The organism is Ureibacillus thermosphaericus (assembly GCF_012396605.1).
Lineage (GTDB): Bacteria > Bacillota > Bacilli > Bacillales_A > Planococcaceae > Ureibacillus > Ureibacillus thermosphaericus.
In genome coordinates this window covers 70,517-88,981 of record NZ_JAAXPW010000002.1, presented here as the reverse complement: position 1 = coordinate 88,981, position 18,465 = coordinate 70,517, and the positions used below count along the sequence as shown (strand labels likewise).

The 18,465-nt window shown below is 35.4% G+C and carries 21 protein-coding genes and 1 riboswitch; of the genes, 15 read left to right on the top strand and 6 right to left on the bottom strand.

The window, feature by feature from the left end:
* The first annotated feature begins 158 nt into the window (after positions 1–158).
* The 3 genes from epsC (at position 159) to HF990_RS01715 (ending at position 2,096) form a co-directional block, all read left to right on the top strand.
* Positions 159–1,052 carry a serine O-acetyltransferase EpsC gene (gene epsC / locus HF990_RS01725; protein WP_016837392.1) on the top strand — a complete coding sequence of 298 codons (894 nt, stop codon included), beginning with the start codon at positions 159–161 and terminating at the stop codon, positions 1,050–1,052.
* Between the two features lie 181 nt (positions 1,053–1,233).
* On the top strand, positions 1,234–1,737 hold the full coding sequence (locus HF990_RS01720) for a DinB family protein (RefSeq protein WP_168411851.1): 504 nt from the start codon (positions 1,234–1,236) through the stop codon (positions 1,735–1,737).
* 20 nt (positions 1,738–1,757) lie between these two features.
* The gene (locus HF990_RS01715; RefSeq protein ID WP_016837390.1) at positions 1,758–2,096 is read left to right on the top strand and encodes a rhodanese-like domain-containing protein; all 339 of its coding nucleotides are present in this window, start codon (positions 1,758–1,760) and stop codon (positions 2,094–2,096) included.
* A 621-nt stretch (positions 2,097–2,717) separates the two neighbouring features.
* Here HF990_RS01715 and HF990_RS01710 read toward each other — a convergent pair.
* Together HF990_RS01710 and HF990_RS01705 are read right to left on the bottom strand one after the other, a co-directional pair.
* On the bottom strand, positions 2,718–4,079 hold the full coding sequence (locus HF990_RS01710; protein ID WP_016837388.1) for a PFL family protein: 1,362 nt from the start codon (positions 4,077–4,079) through the stop codon (positions 2,718–2,720).
* 14 nt (positions 4,080–4,093) lie between these two features.
* Positions 4,094–4,372, bottom strand: a complete 279-nt coding sequence (locus tag HF990_RS01705) for an ACT domain-containing protein (protein ID WP_026018995.1) — start codon at positions 4,370–4,372, stop codon at positions 4,094–4,096.
* 74 nt (positions 4,373–4,446) lie between these two features.
* Positions 4,447–4,523, bottom strand: a riboswitch (glycine riboswitch).
* Between the two features lie 330 nt (positions 4,524–4,853).
* On the opposite strand from HF990_RS01705, the gene HF990_RS01700 reads away from it, so the two are divergent.
* On the top strand, positions 4,854–5,384 hold the full coding sequence (locus HF990_RS01700; RefSeq protein WP_016837386.1) for a YceI family protein: 531 nt from the start codon (positions 4,854–4,856) through the stop codon (positions 5,382–5,384).
* 238 nt (positions 5,385–5,622) lie between these two features.
* On the opposite strand, the gene HF990_RS01695 is transcribed toward HF990_RS01700, so the two are convergent.
* Positions 5,623–7,017 (bottom strand): amino acid permease, encoded by a 1,395-nt coding sequence (locus HF990_RS01695; RefSeq protein WP_016837385.1) that lies wholly within the window; start codon positions 7,015–7,017, stop codon positions 5,623–5,625.
* 332 nt (positions 7,018–7,349) lie between these two features.
* Between HF990_RS01695 and HF990_RS01690 the strand changes: the two genes are divergently transcribed.
* On the top strand, positions 7,350–7,511 hold the full coding sequence (locus HF990_RS01690) for a hypothetical protein (RefSeq protein ID WP_157782643.1): 162 nt from the start codon (positions 7,350–7,352) through the stop codon (positions 7,509–7,511).
* An 11-nt stretch (positions 7,512–7,522) separates the two neighbouring features.
* Here HF990_RS01690 and HF990_RS01685 read toward each other — a convergent pair whose 3' ends face one another.
* Positions 7,523–8,128, bottom strand: a complete 606-nt coding sequence (locus HF990_RS01685; RefSeq protein ID WP_016837383.1) for a class I SAM-dependent methyltransferase — start codon at positions 8,126–8,128, stop codon at positions 7,523–7,525.
* A 159-nt stretch (positions 8,129–8,287) separates the two neighbouring features.
* Here HF990_RS01685 and HF990_RS01680 point away from each other — a divergent pair, with 159 nt between their 5' ends.
* From HF990_RS01680 to HF990_RS01655, 6 genes are all read left to right on the top strand, one after another.
* Positions 8,288–8,560 (top strand): YuzB family protein, encoded by a 273-nt coding sequence (locus HF990_RS01680; RefSeq protein ID WP_016837382.1) that lies wholly within the window; start codon positions 8,288–8,290, stop codon positions 8,558–8,560.
* Between the two features lie 135 nt (positions 8,561–8,695).
* Entirely contained in the window at positions 8,696–8,839 is a 144-nt protein-coding gene (locus tag HF990_RS01675; RefSeq protein WP_016837381.1) for a hypothetical protein, read from the top strand.
* Between the two features lie 152 nt (positions 8,840–8,991).
* Positions 8,992–9,144, top strand: coding sequence for a hypothetical protein (locus HF990_RS01670; RefSeq protein ID WP_016837380.1), 153 nt, complete (start codon positions 8,992–8,994; stop codon positions 9,142–9,144).
* Positions 9,145–9,741: 597 nt separating this feature from the next.
* Positions 9,742–11,877 carry a bifunctional diguanylate cyclase/phosphodiesterase gene (locus HF990_RS01665; RefSeq protein ID WP_016837379.1) on the top strand — a complete coding sequence of 712 codons (2,136 nt, stop codon included), beginning with the start codon at positions 9,742–9,744 and terminating at the stop codon, positions 11,875–11,877.
* 314 nt (positions 11,878–12,191) lie between these two features.
* Entirely contained in the window at positions 12,192–13,256 is a 1,065-nt protein-coding gene (locus tag HF990_RS01660; protein WP_168411850.1) for a branched-chain amino acid aminotransferase, read from the top strand.
* Positions 13,257–13,865: 609 nt separating this feature from the next.
* On the top strand, positions 13,866–14,651 hold the full coding sequence (locus HF990_RS01655; protein ID WP_168411848.1) for a PhzF family phenazine biosynthesis protein: 786 nt from the start codon (positions 13,866–13,868) through the stop codon (positions 14,649–14,651).
* A 101-nt stretch (positions 14,652–14,752) separates the two neighbouring features.
* Here HF990_RS01655 and HF990_RS01650 read toward each other — a convergent pair whose 3' ends face one another.
* Entirely contained in the window at positions 14,753–15,166 is a 414-nt protein-coding gene (locus HF990_RS01650) for a DUF5367 family protein (protein ID WP_168411846.1), read from the bottom strand.
* Positions 15,166–15,750 carry a TetR/AcrR family transcriptional regulator gene (locus HF990_RS01645; RefSeq protein WP_016837375.1) on the bottom strand — a complete coding sequence of 195 codons (585 nt, stop codon included), beginning with the start codon at positions 15,748–15,750 and terminating at the stop codon, positions 15,166–15,168. The genes HF990_RS01650 and HF990_RS01645 overlap by 1 nt, the downstream gene beginning before the upstream one ends.
* Before the next feature lie 429 nt (positions 15,751–16,179).
* On the opposite strand from HF990_RS01645, the gene HF990_RS01640 reads away from it, so the two are divergent.
* From HF990_RS01640 to HF990_RS01625, 4 genes are all read left to right on the top strand, one after another.
* Positions 16,180–16,470, top strand: coding sequence for a hypothetical protein (locus HF990_RS01640; protein WP_168411844.1), 291 nt, complete (start codon positions 16,180–16,182; stop codon positions 16,468–16,470).
* A gap of 62 nt (positions 16,471–16,532) precedes the next feature.
* Complete coding sequence (locus tag HF990_RS01635) at positions 16,533–16,793, top strand: hypothetical protein (RefSeq protein ID WP_168411842.1); 261 nt, start codon at positions 16,533–16,535, stop codon at positions 16,791–16,793.
* A 15-nt stretch (positions 16,794–16,808) separates the two neighbouring features.
* On the top strand, positions 16,809–17,105 hold the full coding sequence (locus HF990_RS01630; RefSeq protein WP_016837372.1) for an RNA polymerase alpha subunit C-terminal domain-containing protein: 297 nt from the start codon (positions 16,809–16,811) through the stop codon (positions 17,103–17,105).
* A gap of 195 nt (positions 17,106–17,300) precedes the next feature.
* The gene (locus HF990_RS01625; protein ID WP_016837371.1) at positions 17,301–18,311 is read left to right on the top strand and encodes a DUF1835 domain-containing protein; all 1,011 of its coding nucleotides are present in this window, start codon (positions 17,301–17,303) and stop codon (positions 18,309–18,311) included.
* The last annotated feature ends 154 nt before the right edge of the window (positions 18,312–18,465 follow it).

The window sequence follows — 18,465 nt, the reverse complement described above, 5'->3', positions numbered from 1 at the left end:
TAGTTTTCTAATTGTAAAATTTTATGAAAAAATCAAGATAGTTGATAAACCTAGTGCAAGTTTTATATGATAGCAATAAATAAAATCTAAGGAAAAAGAATTTACTAGCAAAGGGGTTCCTTTCCTTTCCTTCGAAAAAAAATAGGGTGGTGGATTCATTGAAATTAGATGAATGGTTAAACAATGGTGTACCAAACATCGCCAATTCATTGCTCGATGTTCATAAACAACACTTTCCAATTGAACAATCTATCGGCTTTGAAGGGCAAGAAAAGATTATTAAAATTTTGAAGAACTTCCGTAAAGTGTTATACCCTTGTTTTTGCGACACCTTTAAAGACGAATTGCGCATTGAGACAAACATTGGGAATCTATTAAGATCAACTGCACTAGATTTAAAAGATATCATTTCGAAAGTGCTCAAAAATAATGGAGAAAGCCAACCGGAAGTAAGAGCAGAAGAAATCGTTGTGGATTTACTCAACAAATTACCTGAAATTCGTGAAATTCTACAAACGGATATTCAAGCGGCTTACAATGGAGACCCTGCAGCTTTATCATTAGAAGAAATTTTATTCAGCTATCCATCCATTACAGCCATTACGATACATAGGATAGCTCACGAATTATACCAAGCAGGTGTTCCAATTATCCCAAGAATTATGTCAGAGCATGCTCATAGTTTAACAGGTATTGATATTCATCCAGGAGCAAAAATTGGCGAGTACTTCTTCATTGACCACGGAACAGGTGTGGTGATTGGAGAAACAAGCACAATTGGTAAAAATGTTAAAATCTATCAAGGTGTAACGATTGGGGCAAAAAGCTTCCCGTTAGATGAAAATGGAAACCCGATTAAAGGAATTAAACGTCACCCAGACATTGGGGATAATGTAGTGATTTACGCGGGAGCAACAATTCTAGGTGGAGATACGAAAATCGGACATGATTCCGTCATTGGCGGTAACATTTGGTTAACTCAATCCGTTCCACCATATTCAAGAATTTACAACTCCCAACCGCTTCCAAATATTAAGCAGAAAAAAGAATAGGATTGTCTATCCCTTAAGCAAACATGATTGCTTAAGGGTTTTTTATATCTTCATGTAGTCTTATGGTCTCAATATTCCAAAAACAAAAACGTGGAAAAAATTGATATTTTATTTGGATACGGGTACAATATTAGAACGAATGTTCTTATCTATCTTTTCAAAAGAATGGAGGCAATTTTTTATGTATGTAACAATTAAAGATTTTATAAGAGAATGGAATTGGGAGGCGAACTTAACGCAAAAGGTTTTGGAAGGGCTAACCGATGAGTCTCTAAAACAAAAAGTTTATCCGGAAGGGCGTACGCTCGGAAGAATTGTTTGGCATTTTACAACTAATATTCCGGAATATTTAGTGCATTTTGGTTTGAGAATAGAATTAGTCGAAAATGCAGATAAAGTTCCTGATTCGGCGAAGGAAATTGCGGATACTTTTAAAGAAGTGAGCGCTCGTGCAGCGAAAGTCATTCAAGAACAATGGACAGATGAATCACTGAAAGAAGTGCAAATTGCTTTTGGAAGAGAAGAAACAAATGCCCAAATATTAATGGGGCTTATTAAACACATTATTCATCATCGTGGACAAGCAACAGTACTAATGAGACAAGCAGGGCTAAAACCGTTTGGCGTTTATGGGCCGCCGAAAGAAGATTGGATTAATCTAGGAGTAGAGGAACCACCACTATAATTTCATAGGAGGATTTTAAGATGGTATTGAAAAAAATTTCACCAGAAGAATTGTTCCAAAGAATGCAGCAAGGTGAGCAACTCACGATTTTAGATGTTCGAGATCAAGAGAAATATAATACCTTCCATATTGAAGGGGAAAACATCCAATCACTTAATATCCATAAAACAGAGATTTTCGAGTTAGAAAATAATCAAGATAAAAACATATCAGCTTTACCTGAGAAAGGCGAAATCATTGTCACTTGCACAACAGGCAATTCTGCAACAAAATGTGCAAACATTCTATCCAAACATGATTATGATGTAGTTGTATTAGATGGGGGACTCACAGCTTGGAAGGATTATATAAAGAAGTAAGTCGTAAGACGTTTTAATGTTGTATAGTAGCTGTGGGTATTGGATTGGCTTTCTGAAAAGTTTGCTTTTTTGGTGGATTTACATTGAGGATAGAAGTTAATGTATCTGAAAGGAGGATATGCTATCCTGTCTTGGAAGCACTTTGGCAGGATAGTTTATTATTTTGGCGCGCCCATTTCATCTTTAGTATTACAAGATATCCACTAAGAGTGAAATTGGCAATCAACCAAAAAAGGATATCGGGTCATGTGATAATAGTCAAAGTCATGACAATAATAGTCAATCATCAAGAGATAATGGCCAAATTTGTGAACATAATAGTCAATCGAAAAAAATCTACACTTGAAAAGAGAGATAATAGTCAGAATCGAGCTGATAATAGTCAAGCTCCAAAAGATAATAGTCAAACTTGCGTATATAATGGCCAATCGACAAAAAATGGCTTTCGGGGCATGTGATAATAGCCAAAGTCATGACAATAATAGTCAATCATCAAGGGATAATAGCCAAACCTGTAAACATAATAGTCAATCGATTAATTTCATAATAGCCAAGTAAAAGGGCGAATGAGAAAGCTGATCTCTTCATCACTTTCTACATTCGCTCTATCACTTATATCAATTAATTCCCCAACGCTTGTAGTGGAGCTGGAATGCGTCCACCTCGGCGAATGATTTTTTCAGAGCTAAATGGATTTACTCCCATCACAGGTGCTCGTCCAAGCAGGCCGCCAAATTCCACCATTTCGCCTTCTTTTGCACCAGGGACAGGGATGACGCGAACGGCTGTTGTCTTTTTATTAATCATACCAATAGCCGCTTCATCTGCAATCATTGCAGAAATGGTACTAGCAGGTGCGTCTCCCGTAATGGCAATCATATCAAGCCCTACTGAACATACGCATGTCATCGCTTCTAACTTTGATAAGCTTAGAGCACCTTCTTCAATACCACGAATCATACCGTTATCTTCACTAACTGGGATGAAGGCACCGCTTAATCCACCCACATAGGAAGAAGCCATCGCTCCGCCTTTTTTCACTGCATCGTTCATTAATGCAAGGGCGGCGATTGTGCCGTGTGTACCAACACGTTCCAAACCAATTTCTTCTAAGATTTCAGCAACACTGTCGTTCATCGCATTTGTTGGTGCCAGTGACAAATCCATAATGCCGAATGGGACCCCTAAGCGTTTTGCTACTTCTCGGCCAATTAATTCACCAGCGCGGGTAATTTTAAATGCGGTTTTCTTAATAATATCTGCCACTTCACCTAAGTCCGCATCTGGATAACGCTTTAGTGCATTCAACACAACTCCTGGTCCGGAAACTCCGACATTCAACACAACTTCTCCTTCACCGGATCCGAGGAAAGCTCCTGCCATAAACGGATTATCTTCTACAGGGTTGCAGAACACAACAAGCTTTGCACAGCCGAGACCCGATTTATCTTTTGTAAGCTCTGCTGTTTCTTTAATGATTTCACCTAATTGACGAACTGCATCCATATTGATGCCGGCTTTTGTTGTTCCAACAGAAACGGATGCACAAACTCGCTCCGTGACTGCTAGAGCTTCTGGTAGGGCATCAAATAATACTTGGTCTCCCTTCGCAATTCCTTTATGCACGAGGGCCGAAAATCCACCGATAAAGTCAATACCGAGGGTTACAGCAGCACGGTCTAATGTTTTGGCAAGTTCCACTGCTTGATCTTTTGTTGCATTGCCTAGAAGATCTGCAATTGGGGTCACGGCAATACGTTTATTAATAATAGGGATGCCGTATTCTTTCTCCACTTTTTCAGCTGTTGTCTTTAAATCTTTTGCGTAGTGAGTGATTTTATCATAAATTTTTTGATTCATTTTATCGAAATCGGAATTTGCACAGTCTCTGAGATTAATCCCCATCGTAACTGTACGGATATCCAAGTTTTCAGTTCGAACCATTCGGATGGTTTCCATCATTTCTTGAATTTCAAAATTCATATTTGCACGTCCTTTCACACACGATGCATTGCTTGGAAAATTTCTTCAAGTTGTACAGTAATGACAACGCCAATTGATTGACCAAGTTCATTAAGTTCTTGTTGTAGAGTTTCAAGATTAGGTAAATCGGTCACATCAATCACCATCATCATTGTGAAGAAATCTTGTAAAATCGTTTGGCTGATATCCAAAATGTTGATGTTTCGATCTGCAATCACAGTCGTTACTTTTGCGATAATGCCAACTTGATCTTTTCCAATGACACTTACAATTGCTTTTCTACGTTCACTCATTTGTTTCACCTCAATTGATGTAATAAAAAAAGAGATTGGCTTCCCAATCTCAAACACAAAAGAATAATAAGGTTTATCATTCTTCTGTCCTTTTGCCTGAGATTGTGAATCCTTCGGCGCCACAAAACGTGGTCTCTCCAGAAGCTGCTCCTGCGTGTAGTTTTACCCACAGCATTCATCGCTACACCTATTCAGTTCCAATACTAAAAGATACTAACACCTTTGGAACAATTGGTCAACAAAAAATATATTGAAATTTTTCATAAAAAGGAAAATTCAATCTATGATTCAAAATGTAGATTAAATGTTTTTTTCGTAAAGAAGAGGGAATATATGAAATAAAACATGAGATTCATAAATGGAAGGATTGACAAAAAAATAAGTGCATGATATATTTATCTCGAATTCAAAATAAATTAATTCGAAATAAATATTCATATATATCTTGAATTCAAAATAGGATAATATGGGAGGTATGAAAATGGCGAAGTGGGTTGTTGATAAATCACACTCAGAAATTAGTTTTGAAGTAAAGCATATGATGGTGTCAAAGGTGAGAGGGCATTTTGATTCTTATACGGCTGAAATTGAAGCGGAAGATTTAACGGATCTGACAACTGCTACAATTGCATTTACCTTTGATGTTGCGAGCATTAATACAAAATCAGAAGATCGCGATAATCATTTAAAATCTGCAGACTTTTTTGATGCGGAAAAATATCCAACAATTACGTTCCAATCCAAAGTGATTACGAAAACAGATGATAACGAATTTGAAGTGACAGGGGATTTAACAATTAAAGATGTAACAAAACCAGTCACATTCGAAGTGGAGTACAATGGTAAAGGGAAAAACCCTTGGGGCGTGGAAGTTTACGGATTCGAAGCGGAAGCAAAAATCAACCGTGAAGAATTCGGGCTTACATGGAACGCTGCCCTTGAAACAGGTGGCGTATTGGTAGGAAAAGACATTAAAATAAAAGCAGAATTAGAAGTGAACCCTGCAAGCTAATTAGTGGGGGAAGAAGAGGGTGTCTAGAAAGCGAAAACTTTCCAGACACCCTTACTTTTTGATAATAATTTTTCTTTTACCGAACATTACTCCGGCGGGAAACATATCTTCGTCGCAAAGGTGTTGACTCAAATAGAGAACTTTTATTAATTATGAAGGAAAGAAAAAGCTTATTGTTTTAAAATGATGCTCAAGCGAAAAAAAGCTTGTTGCACTCATGGCAACAAGCTTTTTGATTCTATTTTTTATTCAATACACTATGCGTCCTTCCATACACAAAATACACTAATAAACCAATAATCATCCAGATAAGACAAGTAAACATTGTGAATGTAGATAATTGGACGATCATGAAAATACAAAGGAGGCAAGAAAGAATTGGCACAATTGGGAACAATGGTACTTTAAATCCTTCTTTTAATCCATCAATTTTCATTTTTCTAATAAAGATAACGCCAATCGATACAGCAGCAAAAGCAATCAATGTACCGATATTCACAAGTTCTGCCAACTTATCAATCGGAATAAAACCAGCGAATAAAGATACAAATATTGCATAAATCCATGTATTTTTTAACGGGATTTTACGGCGAGGGTGAATTTCTGATAACACTTTTGGAAGCATTCCGTCACGAGCAAAGGAGTACACTAAGCGAGTACCTCCGTAAAGCATAACGAAAATCACCGTCATCATACTAATGACTGCTCCGAGCGAAATAACACCAAATACCCAATCAAGATTTTTCATTTCCATCGCATAAGCAACAGGATTTCCTACATTCAATTCTGTATATGGAACCATCCCTGTTAACACAAGGGAAACGGCTACATATAAAATTGTACAAATCACGAGCGTTCCGATAATTCCAATTGGCATGTTTCGCTGTGGATTTTTTACCTCTTCAGCAGCGGAAGATACCGCATCAAAACCTAAATAAGCAAAGATTACTAGTGCCGCTCCTGATAAAATCCCACCAAAACCAAATGGCATAAATGGTTGCCAGTTGTCAGGCTTCACATAAAACATTCCAACAAGAATAAAGAGTAAAATAATCCCTAGTTTAATGAAAACCATGATTTTATTTAATCGGTTAGACTCTTTCATTCCTAATGATAGGAAGGAAGCTAAAAGTAAAATAATTATAATGGCTGGTAAATTGATATATGTTCCGTTTGCTGGACTGAATGGACCTGATAATGCTTGCGGTACGTGAATGCCAAATCCTTCAACAAGAGATTGAAAGTAAGCAGACCAACCAGTTGCCACTGCTGCAACAGCTAAACCATACTCAAGCAAAAGACTCCATCCGATTATCCAAGCGATTAGCTCGCCAAAGATCACATAGGAATATGTATAGGCACTACCAGCTACTGGAATCGATGAAGACAATTCCGAATAACATAAGGCTGAAAAAGCGCATACAATTGCTGCCAAAATAAATGAGAAAACGATGGCAGGACCTGCATGAACAGCAGCTACAGTACCTGGTAAAATGAAAATCCCTGTTCCGACAACTGCTCCAACACCAAGAGCGATTAAATCAAATGAATTCATTGTTTTATTAAACTGTGATGTGCCTTTTTGATTCAATAATTCGCTTAAAGATAATTTTCGAAATAATTGATTTTTCATAGCTCATTCCATCCTATTTTGATATAATAATTTATTTATTGGTGATTTTTATTACTTAAAAATAAAATCGAATAAAGTATAGCACTTTTTCGCGTTGAAGTGTTGAAGAATCAAAAAGTTATAATTTTTAATTAATTAACAAATTTCTGATTATTATATCAATTTTTATTATTGTAATATAACAATATAAATTATTCCCATCCTTATTAAGTTGTCCTACATTTTAAAAACATATTCAAAGCATGTGAAGCATATCTAGTAAGGTTCTCTCATACAATGGGGAAAGTGTAATTAACTTGATAGAACATTATTATAAAAGGGAGAATCAAAATATGAACATATTTATATGGATGGGGATATTTTTATTGCTATTTGGCGTTTATTTTTCAAAATGGACAGCCTTCGCACTAATTATTTCCATTGTCGGATGCACGGTCATTTTTGGGGGATTTATCTTAAAAGAACGGCAAAAAATAATGAAAAAAAGCCATTAAAACAATGGCTCCTAGTTTAATCGATAAATAATAAAACGTTCTTGCCAATTTTTTTCGTGCAATGTAGGAATGGGAATTTCCATTACTTTTTCAAAAGGAGTGTAATGATTTATATAATCGATGTAGTCATTTGATGGATAGTATAAAATTACGTCCACAGGTCGCTTTTTCTCTTCGATTGAGAGCATGATATGATGTAGCACTTTCATAAATATCTGCAAGGAAAAAGGGTTGAAAAAATAAAATTTATTTTCTGTCGGTTGAATTGGGTAATCTTGAGCGAAACAGCGGAGAAACTGGATTTTATCTTCCTTTTTTTTAAACTTCTTGCAATATCGTTCTCGGTTTTTCATTGCTTCTTTTATGAATTGCTCGTTCATGTCGATACCCAAGACAGACGCATTTGTTTTGTAGTGGAGGAAAATGCTTAATCTCCCTAATCCACAGCCAAAATCGACAATGGAGTCGTTCTCGTTGATTTGATAATTTTTTAGCAATTCTTCTAAGGCAGAATAAGGAGTGGGTTCATAGCGATTATAATGAATGGATTGATAGATACCGTTATTCGATCCACAAGTTTCAATATGGAGGAAGCGATCATATTCTGTTTCGTTCATCATTATTCTCCCATCTTTATAAGGTGTTTTTTAGTATATCGAAGAGGTGAAAAGGTGTACATCCTTTTAGTTGGTTTGTCAAAGTTTATTCACGATGAAAAGAGTAGAACATAGTATAATATAATTAATTAACGGTTTACATAGTGAAGGAGTGCGCACATGTTCAAAAAATTATTCGGTCGAAAAAGTGAACCTTTCAAACATAGAGTTGAATTTTGTGTATCGAACAAGGCTTATTGCCATCCAGATGTATACGATGAGTTGGAACAGAGAGAAGATGTAATAGTGGAAGATACAGGGTGTAATTCCTATTGTGAAATTTGCGACGGTCATTATTATGCCCTTGTTAATGGCGAGCCAATTTCAGCAGACAACGCAAAAGAGTTATTAGAAAAAATCGATGAAGAAATCAAGTTGAATCCGATTGAGTGAAGAGCCGCAATTTGAAGAAGCAAACAGGTGGTTTACAGTTTTCTTCGATGAATACAGAATTCCTCTAGAAGTAACAGTTCAACCGTTTTTGCATATATCAAAAGTGAACGAATCTTCTGCAACGGAGGGAAGGAAATGGGTTATTATCCCATGGGTTATGGATTTGAGCAGATCTTAATCAATATTTTATATTATTTAGGTGTCTTCATTATTATTGCAACAATTGTTTGTGTCATTTACGGCTTCATATACAGTTTGATATTCGGGGCGGGCGTTTAAGGAATTTCCTTAAGCGTTTTTTTATTTGATCGAAAAATGACAATCACATGACGATTTTCGTAAAATCCTATTTTTATAGAAAAGATGTTATACAATAAAGATGTAAACGGAATACATCTTTAAGTTCAGCAAACTGTTTGGAGGAATAGTTTATGGAACAAAATGAAAAAGCAGAACGTCTAAAAAATATGTTAGATGGAGAATTACAACCATTGCATGAAAAAATTGATCGGCTTGAAGATGAAGTGAAATCCTTGCAAGAAGACATAAAAAGCCTAATGAAGTTGCTTTCATCAAAGGAATAATTTTTCCGACTTTACACAAATTATAGCTACAACTTTAACCTCATAACCTCTCTTTTCTAAAAGGCTGTCCGTAAAGACCGTTAGCGGTTTGCGGTTCAGCTTTTTTTAAGCCATTTTCTCTCTTGTAATGAAATACAAGCTATTCTTCCCCCAAGTCAATTTCATTCTCATATGCAAGATGTGTTTTCTCCCAGAAACGAAAATTCCTATCAATTTATTGAATTTTTTCTCCTCACAAACAATAGTATATATCTAAGCATTTTCGTTTTATCTCGCACAGAAAAGCTAGTTCATCTTCTTTCAATAAATTTATTCAACATTCACCTTTTGTTAATTTTTACGTTACTATAAGGTGGAAATCCAATAAAATATGCTCTGCAAATAAAATTAGAGAAATTATGACATAATTTCAACAAATTTATAAAAATTATTCATTTTAATTATTACTTTTTAACCTTAATTATTGCTTTTTGTTAATATGATATTATAAAAATAGTAAAAAATTAGTGTTATTTCCAAGAGCGCTTAAGTATGGATAATAGAAAAATGGTATTTTTTGGATATTTTTCGTTTTCTGTAAAGGAGCATTAATGATTTATGGATGATAAAACAAATGTTTCGTTCAATGTTGAACAGCAAATTGACATACAAAGTTTGGCTGAAGAATTGAAAGAATTAAAAGAACTGAAATATGCATTAGATAAATCCTCTATTGTCGCTATTACGGATGCACAAGGAAGAATTACATATGTCAATGAATTATTTTGTGAAATTGCCCAATATTCTCGAGAAGAATTAATAGGGAAGACTCACCGTGTCATCAATTCTGGTTTTCATTCAAAAGAATTTTTTAAACAAATGTGGAGTGAAATAGGGAAGGGGAACATATGGAGAGGCGAAATAAAAAATAAAAAGAAAGATGGCTCTTATTATTGGGTCCATGCGACTATTGTTCCTTTTTTAAATGAGAAAGGAAAACCATATAAATATCTCTCCATTCGAACAGATATTACGAAAGAAAAAGAATTGGAAGAAGAACTAGAACGAAGCTACAAAAAATATGAGTTAATCGCCGAACATTCCGACAACTTTGTAGCGTTAGTTGATGCAGATGGTGCTTTTCATTACGTCTCTCTAACATTCCAAATACTACTACATTATGATTTAAAATCATTAGAAAAACAAAATTTATTTAATTTAATTCACTTGGAAGATTCAGAACTGTTAAAAAAGGAAATCCAAAAATTATTGAATATGTCCAGAGGGAAATCTTCGCGTAAGTTGGAGTTTCGATTGCTCCATGGTGATGGAAGATACATTGATGTGGAAGCGACGATTAAAATCATTCATGATGATGAAAATCCGTTAAACAATTTAGTATTAATTGTCATGAGCGACATAAGTGTTCGTAAAGAAGTAGAGCAGAATCTTTATCGCTTAGCCTATCACGATAGTTTAACAAATTTCCCTAATCGTCCAACTTTTATGAATGAGCTTCGATCGTATGTTATGGATGTTCGATTAACGAATAAAAAATTTTCTATCTTATTCATTGACTTAGATAATTTTAAATTAATCAATGAACAACTTGGGCATGATAATGGGGATTTAGTCATTGTGAAAGCTGCTGAAAACATTCGAGAATCGATTCGAGAGATCGATTTAGTGGCTCGAATGGGCGGTGATGAGTTTATTGTACTGTTGCGTGATATTAAAGACGAACAAGATACTATTAACATAGTGAATAACATAATTGAGAAGTTTCAAAAACCCATTGTTGTAAACGGAAAGGACCATGTATTGACTTGCAGTATTGGAGTGGCTTCATATCCTGAACATGGCACAACACCGGAAGAGCTTATTAAAAACGCAGATTCTGCTTTAACTCAAGTAAAACAAAACAGTAAAAACAATTATGCTGTTTACAATAAAAAATTGGAGAATATGTCCTTAGAGCGACGCATAATTGAGAATGCTATGCGAAAAGGATTAAACGAACATCAATTCTTTTTAGAATATCAACCAAAATTCAATATTCATAGTGATGAGATTGTCGGTATGGAAGCGTTGGTTCGATGGAATCATCCAGATTTAGGAACAATTCCTCCAGGGAAATTTATTTCTCTTGCTGAAGAAACAGGCTTAATTATTCCATTAGGGGAATGGATTTTAAATGAAAGCTGCAAACAAGCAAAAGAGTGGCAAGAAAAAGGTTTCGGGCAGTTAATTGTATCTGTCAACGTTTCGGTTCGTCAATTGCAAGATCCAAAATTCGTTCAACAGGTAGAGCGAGTGTTGAAGGAGACCGGATTTAATCCGAAATTGCTTGAGTTGGAAGTGACGGAAAGTATTTTTGCAGATTTAAATTGCATAACTCCGATATTGAAACGCCTTCGCAGTCTTGGAATTCATATCTCGGTGGATGATTTTGGCACGGGATATAGCTCATTAAGCTATATTAAGCATCTTCCAATTGACACGTTAAAGGTAGATGCTTCATTCGTTAAGGATATTCATAAAAATGAGGAGAGTAAGGCCATTGTAAGAGCAATTATTAATTTGGCAGAAACAATTGGGTTAAAAGTAATTGCGGAAGGGATAGAAATTGAAGAGCAAGTGAGAGCGCTTCGCAATGATGGTTGTATCTTTGGACAAGGCTATTTTTATAGCCGTCCATTGAGAAAAGAAGCATTTGAAGAATATATCCGTAGTAAAGGTTTTATTACATCTTAATCAAGTAATATAGTTTGATTGTACAAAATTTGTCCTGCGATATCTTTAATCGCAGGATTTTTTTTGCGTTTTCATCTTTGTTTTATATGAAAATAATTTTGTCTTACTTTATAAGAATAAAGAAACTGAAATATTAATAGAAATTCTCTGTTAAAATACTATTTTATAAAAATAGTTCATCAAATAGCATTTCTATATAAAATTTAGTTAGTTTTTTCTAAATATTCTTTTAACAATTGTTAAAAAAAGTATTATACTATTTTAATAACAGAAAAATTTTTCTGAATATTCAACAAAATATTGGAGGCTTTACTATGACAGAAATAACAGTAGAATTAACAGACAAACCGAAAGAAAAGCCAGCTCCGGACGAACTTGGCTTTGGACATTATTTTACTGATCACATGTTTATAATGGATTATACAGAAGGGAAAGGATGGCACGACCCCCGCATTGTACCTTATCAAAAAATTTGTCTAGAGCCATCCAGTATGGTATTCCATTATGGCCAAACAGTGTTTGAAGGTTTAAAAGCGTATCGTACACCAGATGGAGAAGTTCAGTTATTCCGCCCGGATGCAAACTTTAGACGATTAAATCATTCCAATGAACGATTAGTCATCCCACCAGTGGATGAAGATCTTGCATTAGAAGCGCTAAAAAAATTAGTGGATATTGACCGGGATTGGGTACCGGATGCACCAGGAACTTCTTTATACATCCGTCCATTCATCATTGCAACTGAGCCGTTTTTAGGTGTACATCCTGCTAAAAACTATTTGTTTATGATTATCTTGTCTCCAAGCGGTTCTTATTATAAAGAAGGCATTAATCCATTAAAAATTATGGTAGAAGAGCGATATGTTCGTGCAGTAGTGGGTGGAACAGGTGAAGTAAAAACAGGTGGTAACTATGCAAGCTCCTTAATTGGACAAATTAACGCTGAAAAAGAAGGTTACTCTCAAACATTATGGTTGGACGGTGTTGAAAAACGCTATATTGAAGAAGTAGGGAGTATGAACATCTTCTTCAAAATTGATGGTAAAGTCATTACGCCAGCGCTTACAGGAAGCATCTTACCTGGTATTACGCGTGATTCGATGATTAAAGTATTACAATCTAAAAATATTCCAGTAGAAGAACGACGCATTTCAATTGATGAAGTAGTGGAGGCTGCTCAAAACGGAACGCTCGAAGAAGTATTTGGGACAGGCACTGCCGCGGTGATTTCACCAGTAGGGGAATTAAAATATTTAGACCATCGCATCATCATAAATGATGGAAAAATCGGCGAAGTATCTCAAATGCTCTATGATACGTTAACGGGCATCCAATACGGAAGAATTGAAGATCCATTCGGATGGACTGTACGCGTATAATTTAATTTAATTTAATTTTACTCGCACCTTTCGCTAAGGTGCGAGTTTTTCAGTTTTCATCTTGTGCATTTTCAACGGTAAATATATTGAGGAGTTTGACTATTATCTTTTAGGATTTGACTATAAAGTTCTAGCATTTGACTATTATCGTTTCTTACGGAAGCCAATTTTTTTGGTTGGCAAATATATTGAGGAGTTTGACTAATATCCTTTGAGATTTGACTATAAAGTTCTAGCATTTGACTATTATCGTTCCTTGGGGGAACCGATTTTATTCGGTTGGCAAATATATTGAAGTGTTTGACTAATATCTTTTGGGATTTGACTATAAAGTTCCAACCTTTGACTATTATAGTTCCTTACGAGAGCCGATTTTGTTTGGTCGGCAAATATATTGAGGAGTTTGACTATTATCCATTGAGATTTGACTATAAAGTTCTAGACTTTGACTATTATCGTTCCTTGGGGGAGTAGATTTTTTTCGGTTGGCAATTATATTGCAGACTTTGACTAATATCGGATGAAGAATGGCTATTATTGTCGCTGCTTTGACTATTATCTCTTATAACAAGTAAGGCAAATTTTATAAAAGAAAGGGGATTGTCTAAAATGCCAACGATACCTATTTATCAAATAGATGCATTTACAAGTGAACCATTTAAAGGGAATCCAGCAGCGGTCGTTCCTCTTGAGAATTGGCTTTCAGATGAAATAATGCAACAAATTGCGGCGGAAAATAATTTATCAGAAACAGCTTTTGTCGTTCATCAACAAAATGAAGAATACGAGTTACGTTGGTTCACACCGAAAACTGAAATCGATTTGTGTGGACATGCTACATTAGCAACAGCATTTGTCATTTTTCAATATCTTAACCGGTCCATGACACAAGTAAAATTCCATACAAAAAGCGGTATCTTAACCGTGACAAAGAATGGTTCCTTGTTAACGATGTCGTTTCCATCTCGGGAAGGGCAGCCTTGTGAAATTCCAGAAGCTCTTGTGAAAGGTTTAGGCAAAAGACCGAAAGAGGTGTATGTAGCTAGGGACTATTTAGCGGTGTTTGATACAGAAGAAGAGATTCGAAATCTAAATATCAATGTGGAAGAATTAAAGAAATTAGATGCTTTCGGCGTAATTGTGACTGCGAAGGGGAAAGAGGTTGATTTCGTTTCTCGATTTTTTGCACCAAAGGCTGGAATAGATGAAGATCCGGTGACAGGTTCCGCCCATTGCACATTGGTTCCTTATTGGAAAAGAGTTTTAAAGAAAGGGGAGTTCACAGCGTTGCAATTGTCCTCCCGTGGAGGAAAACTTTTGTGTAAAGATGTAGGAGATGAAATTCAAATATCCGGCGAAGCGGTTGTTTATTTAGAGGGGAAAATATTTATTTGATGGAAGAAGGTTATTAGGATGCAAAGGGGGAAAAAACCCCCTTTTCCAGTTAGATATTTTGAAAACGGCCATTCATATGGAATACTAGAACGGCACTTGCCTTATACTTGAATTCTTTCTTTTCCACTTACCTTATGATTTATCATGAGAGGAATCAATAAATATAACGCATACGCAAAAGACATCCATGCAGTAAATGCAATAACTTGCGAATCATCTAATTTCGGAAAAACGATATGATGAAAGGATAACGAAAATGTATCTAATACTAAACCAATCATAGTACCGATTAATCCAAACTTTAATGGTGCATTATTGGTCTTATCAAAGATATGATAAACATAAGTTACACCCCACAATAAAGCTGCAGTTCCAACTAATAATAGGATAGTGCTAATCAAAAACTTACTCGTACTTGGGCTAAAGAGAACATATTCACCGAAAAATCTGAAAAATAATGTGGCAAATAACCAAACTGCCAACCCCCACATAGCTGTGAAGAAGTAATTTTTCATTATTTCCCCTCCATACCTTTCAAATGACTAAGCCCATTAATGAAATGCTCGAGTTCTTTGTATATTTGATCAATAGGCAAGTCTTTTTGTAATAATGCTTGCAATGCCAATCCATCCACTACAGCATTTAATAAAATCCCCCATGTTTCAAAAGAAACGCCTTTTATTGGTGATTCCATCCACAAGTTTGATAATTTCTCGGACAGAGTTTTATTTTCTAACTGGATGATTTCGCCAAGTTTACTTCTTATCTCATCGTTGTTAAAACTGGAAGCAACCAATGAAATAAATAATTTATGGAAAAACGATTCATATGAACAACGACTTTTTGCTGATGCAATCGCTTGCTCCATCATATTTTCTTTATTCTCCGCTATTTCCCGCCAGCTGTTGTCACAAATGTCCTGAACAATATCAATTAACAATTGTTCCTTCGTTCTAAAATGGTAGTAAATTGTGCCTTGTGTTACACCTGCCGTCTCAGCCACTGCTCTTAAGGTGAAATTTTCAATCCCTTTATTCACTAAACATTCCTTCGCATATTTAATCAGTTCACTTTTACTGATACCATTAGGTTTTGCCATTTCATCACCCCATCTTAGTTATTCAACTAACTAACTTAACATTATAATAACAACGAATATAAAACATGACAATCAACTTGTTAAATATTTTGCTTATCAATTTATATACGTATATCTTTAAGAGGGATAATTCTTTATGTATATCATTCCTGAAAATTACAACTAAACACCCAAAAATAAATACTAAAGTTGGAATTAGGATTCCTATATCGAAAGCAATTAATAGAACGGATAAACCCATTAAAACTCCTCCAATATAAGAAATCCAATTCCACATTGATTTATCCCCCTTATTATTAATTTTACAATAAATCCCTAAAAATCCAGAACCCATACAATTTCATCCTAGGAGTAGTTTATTGCTTTTTCGATTGAAATAGTAGGCAGTAAAAATCTATAATTACTAAAAGTTTACATGAAGGTGATAAAGTGAAATTTCGTTTGTTCATTATAGTATTAGCAACTATAATATTAGCTGCTTGTAACAATCAAGAGACTAAGAGTAATACGATTAAGCAAAAAAATTTATCCGATGAAGAACGCAACAGGTTAATGGCAGCAGTTGGGGGAAAGATTTTTCATTATGAATACAAAGCGGAAAAGGAAAAATTATTGCGGGTATGGGTGGAACGTTATGAATACGGAAATTTAGTTGAGCAGGCTGGAGACATCGAGGGAATCATTGAAAATGAAGAGGAGAAATTCTCGTTTATTTTCTAGAAAATCTTGAGTGGGAACACTATTATTTGCGTAGTGCAATTATCAATGAAACAGGTCATTCTATGTCGAGTAGCCATATTTCCAAACCGGGTGAAACTTTAGAAGTGGGATCTTGGAGTTCGATTGTCAGTGATGAGGTTCCTCTGACAGAGGATGTAGTATTAGGGTATATGGGACTTTTTGAAGCACATGACGGGAGCTCGATAAGTGTCCGTACTAGTCAATCACCTCCTCAAGAATTGGTTGAGGAGAATACACATATTCCTGTACTTTACCTCATTCGAGCTTCATTAACGGATGATACCGACTTGGACGTCGAGTAGGAAGGTGGAATGATGATGAAGCGTTCGGAAAAAACATTAAGAGTTTGTGAGAAGGGTCATCGATATTATAAAAGCAGTGATTGCAACACTTGTCCAACTTGTGAAGCAGAACGAAAACCAACAGAGGGTTTCTTAGCTGGATTTTCCGCCCCGGCAAGAAGAGCACTTGAAAGCCAGGGGATTACAACTGTTGAAGAACTTTCGAAATATACGGAGAAAGAAATCATGTCCCTTCATGGCATTGGTAAAACTGCGCTTCAGAAAATGAAAGAGGCTTTAGATGAAGCGGGATTAAGTTTTAGTAAGGAATAATTTTAATCTTGAAATTTTTTCCATTTGTCATCGTAAATAAATGAACACTCTCTAATATCGGGCTTTATTTTAAAATTTTTTCTCATCGTCGACTTCACAAACAATTGCATTCGATGAAATTTCCGCATGGTCGTTACTTTTCATTATTATTGCTGCTTCAATTGCCTTCTAAAAATTCAGAAAGGGGAGTAAAAAATGGATATCAATCAATTAAAAAAAGCAATTTCAAATCTCAGCGAGCAGGAAGTCAAAAGTTTATTACATTTGATTATGATCCGTTCTGAACATATTGATGAAGACTTCCCAGAATTTATGCAATCCTTGAAAAACGCCCTTATTAAAAGAGAAAAAACACCGAACATGAAAAATCCTGAAACCATCCATATAGTATTCGGTGCTTCTGCAGCTGGTGGTTTGAAACACGCTTTTAAAGATCAACAAACAGAGGAAATCATCGAATTACCGGATTATTTTGCAGAAGGTCCATTGAAACATTATCATACCCCAGAAGGTTTCGAACAACGTTATCAATGGTTTAAAGAAAACTATCAGTGGGATTCAGAGCATGCAGAGTGGTACAAATTTAAAATGAAAGAAGCGTTTGAAAAAATTCAATCGATTAACCCTGAGCAGCGAGTGGTGATTTGGACTTCTTCAAATGCAAGTGAACAAACAGGATTACGCCTAGTGCTTTATTTATTGAAAGAAAAAACAAATGCGGTATATAAAATCAATACGTATGAAGCTTATCACAAACTTTACAAAGGAAAAGAAGAAGATTTTCCTCGCCATACGGGAGAATTAAATATTGAACAGTTGCGTGCATGTTACGAACTTGTAAAAATGAAGGAATTGACGGTAGAAATGCGCCATTCTTTAGCAAAAGAAGGGGAACAATTATTCACTTCCGAGTCGATTTTACGAACGTATAAAAATGGGCAAATTTTGAGCGCTGAAAGTAATCGGGATGACGAGTTCATCATTGAAAAATTGAAGGAGATTCATGAAACGCAAGGGAAAAAGGATTTCCTTAAAGCTGCTAGATTAATTGGAGAAGTGCTTGGTCATATGCAGCAGCATACGAGCTATGAATGGCTTGAGTACCGCTTGCGCCAATTAATTGCCGAAGGGAAAGTAGAATATCAAGGTGAACTCCGAGGCATGAGATATTATGAGGTCAAATTGAAGGAAGCGCTTGTTGGTTAAAGCATGTTTATACATGCTTTTATTATTATAGGGTGGCGTTATTTTATTGCTCTTCATTGTATGAATTTGTGATGATGCAAGTATTTAGCGGTAAACCGCAAGTAATTATCAAGTGTTTGAATAAAGTTCAGTTCATTTTATCGCTCAGATTCAT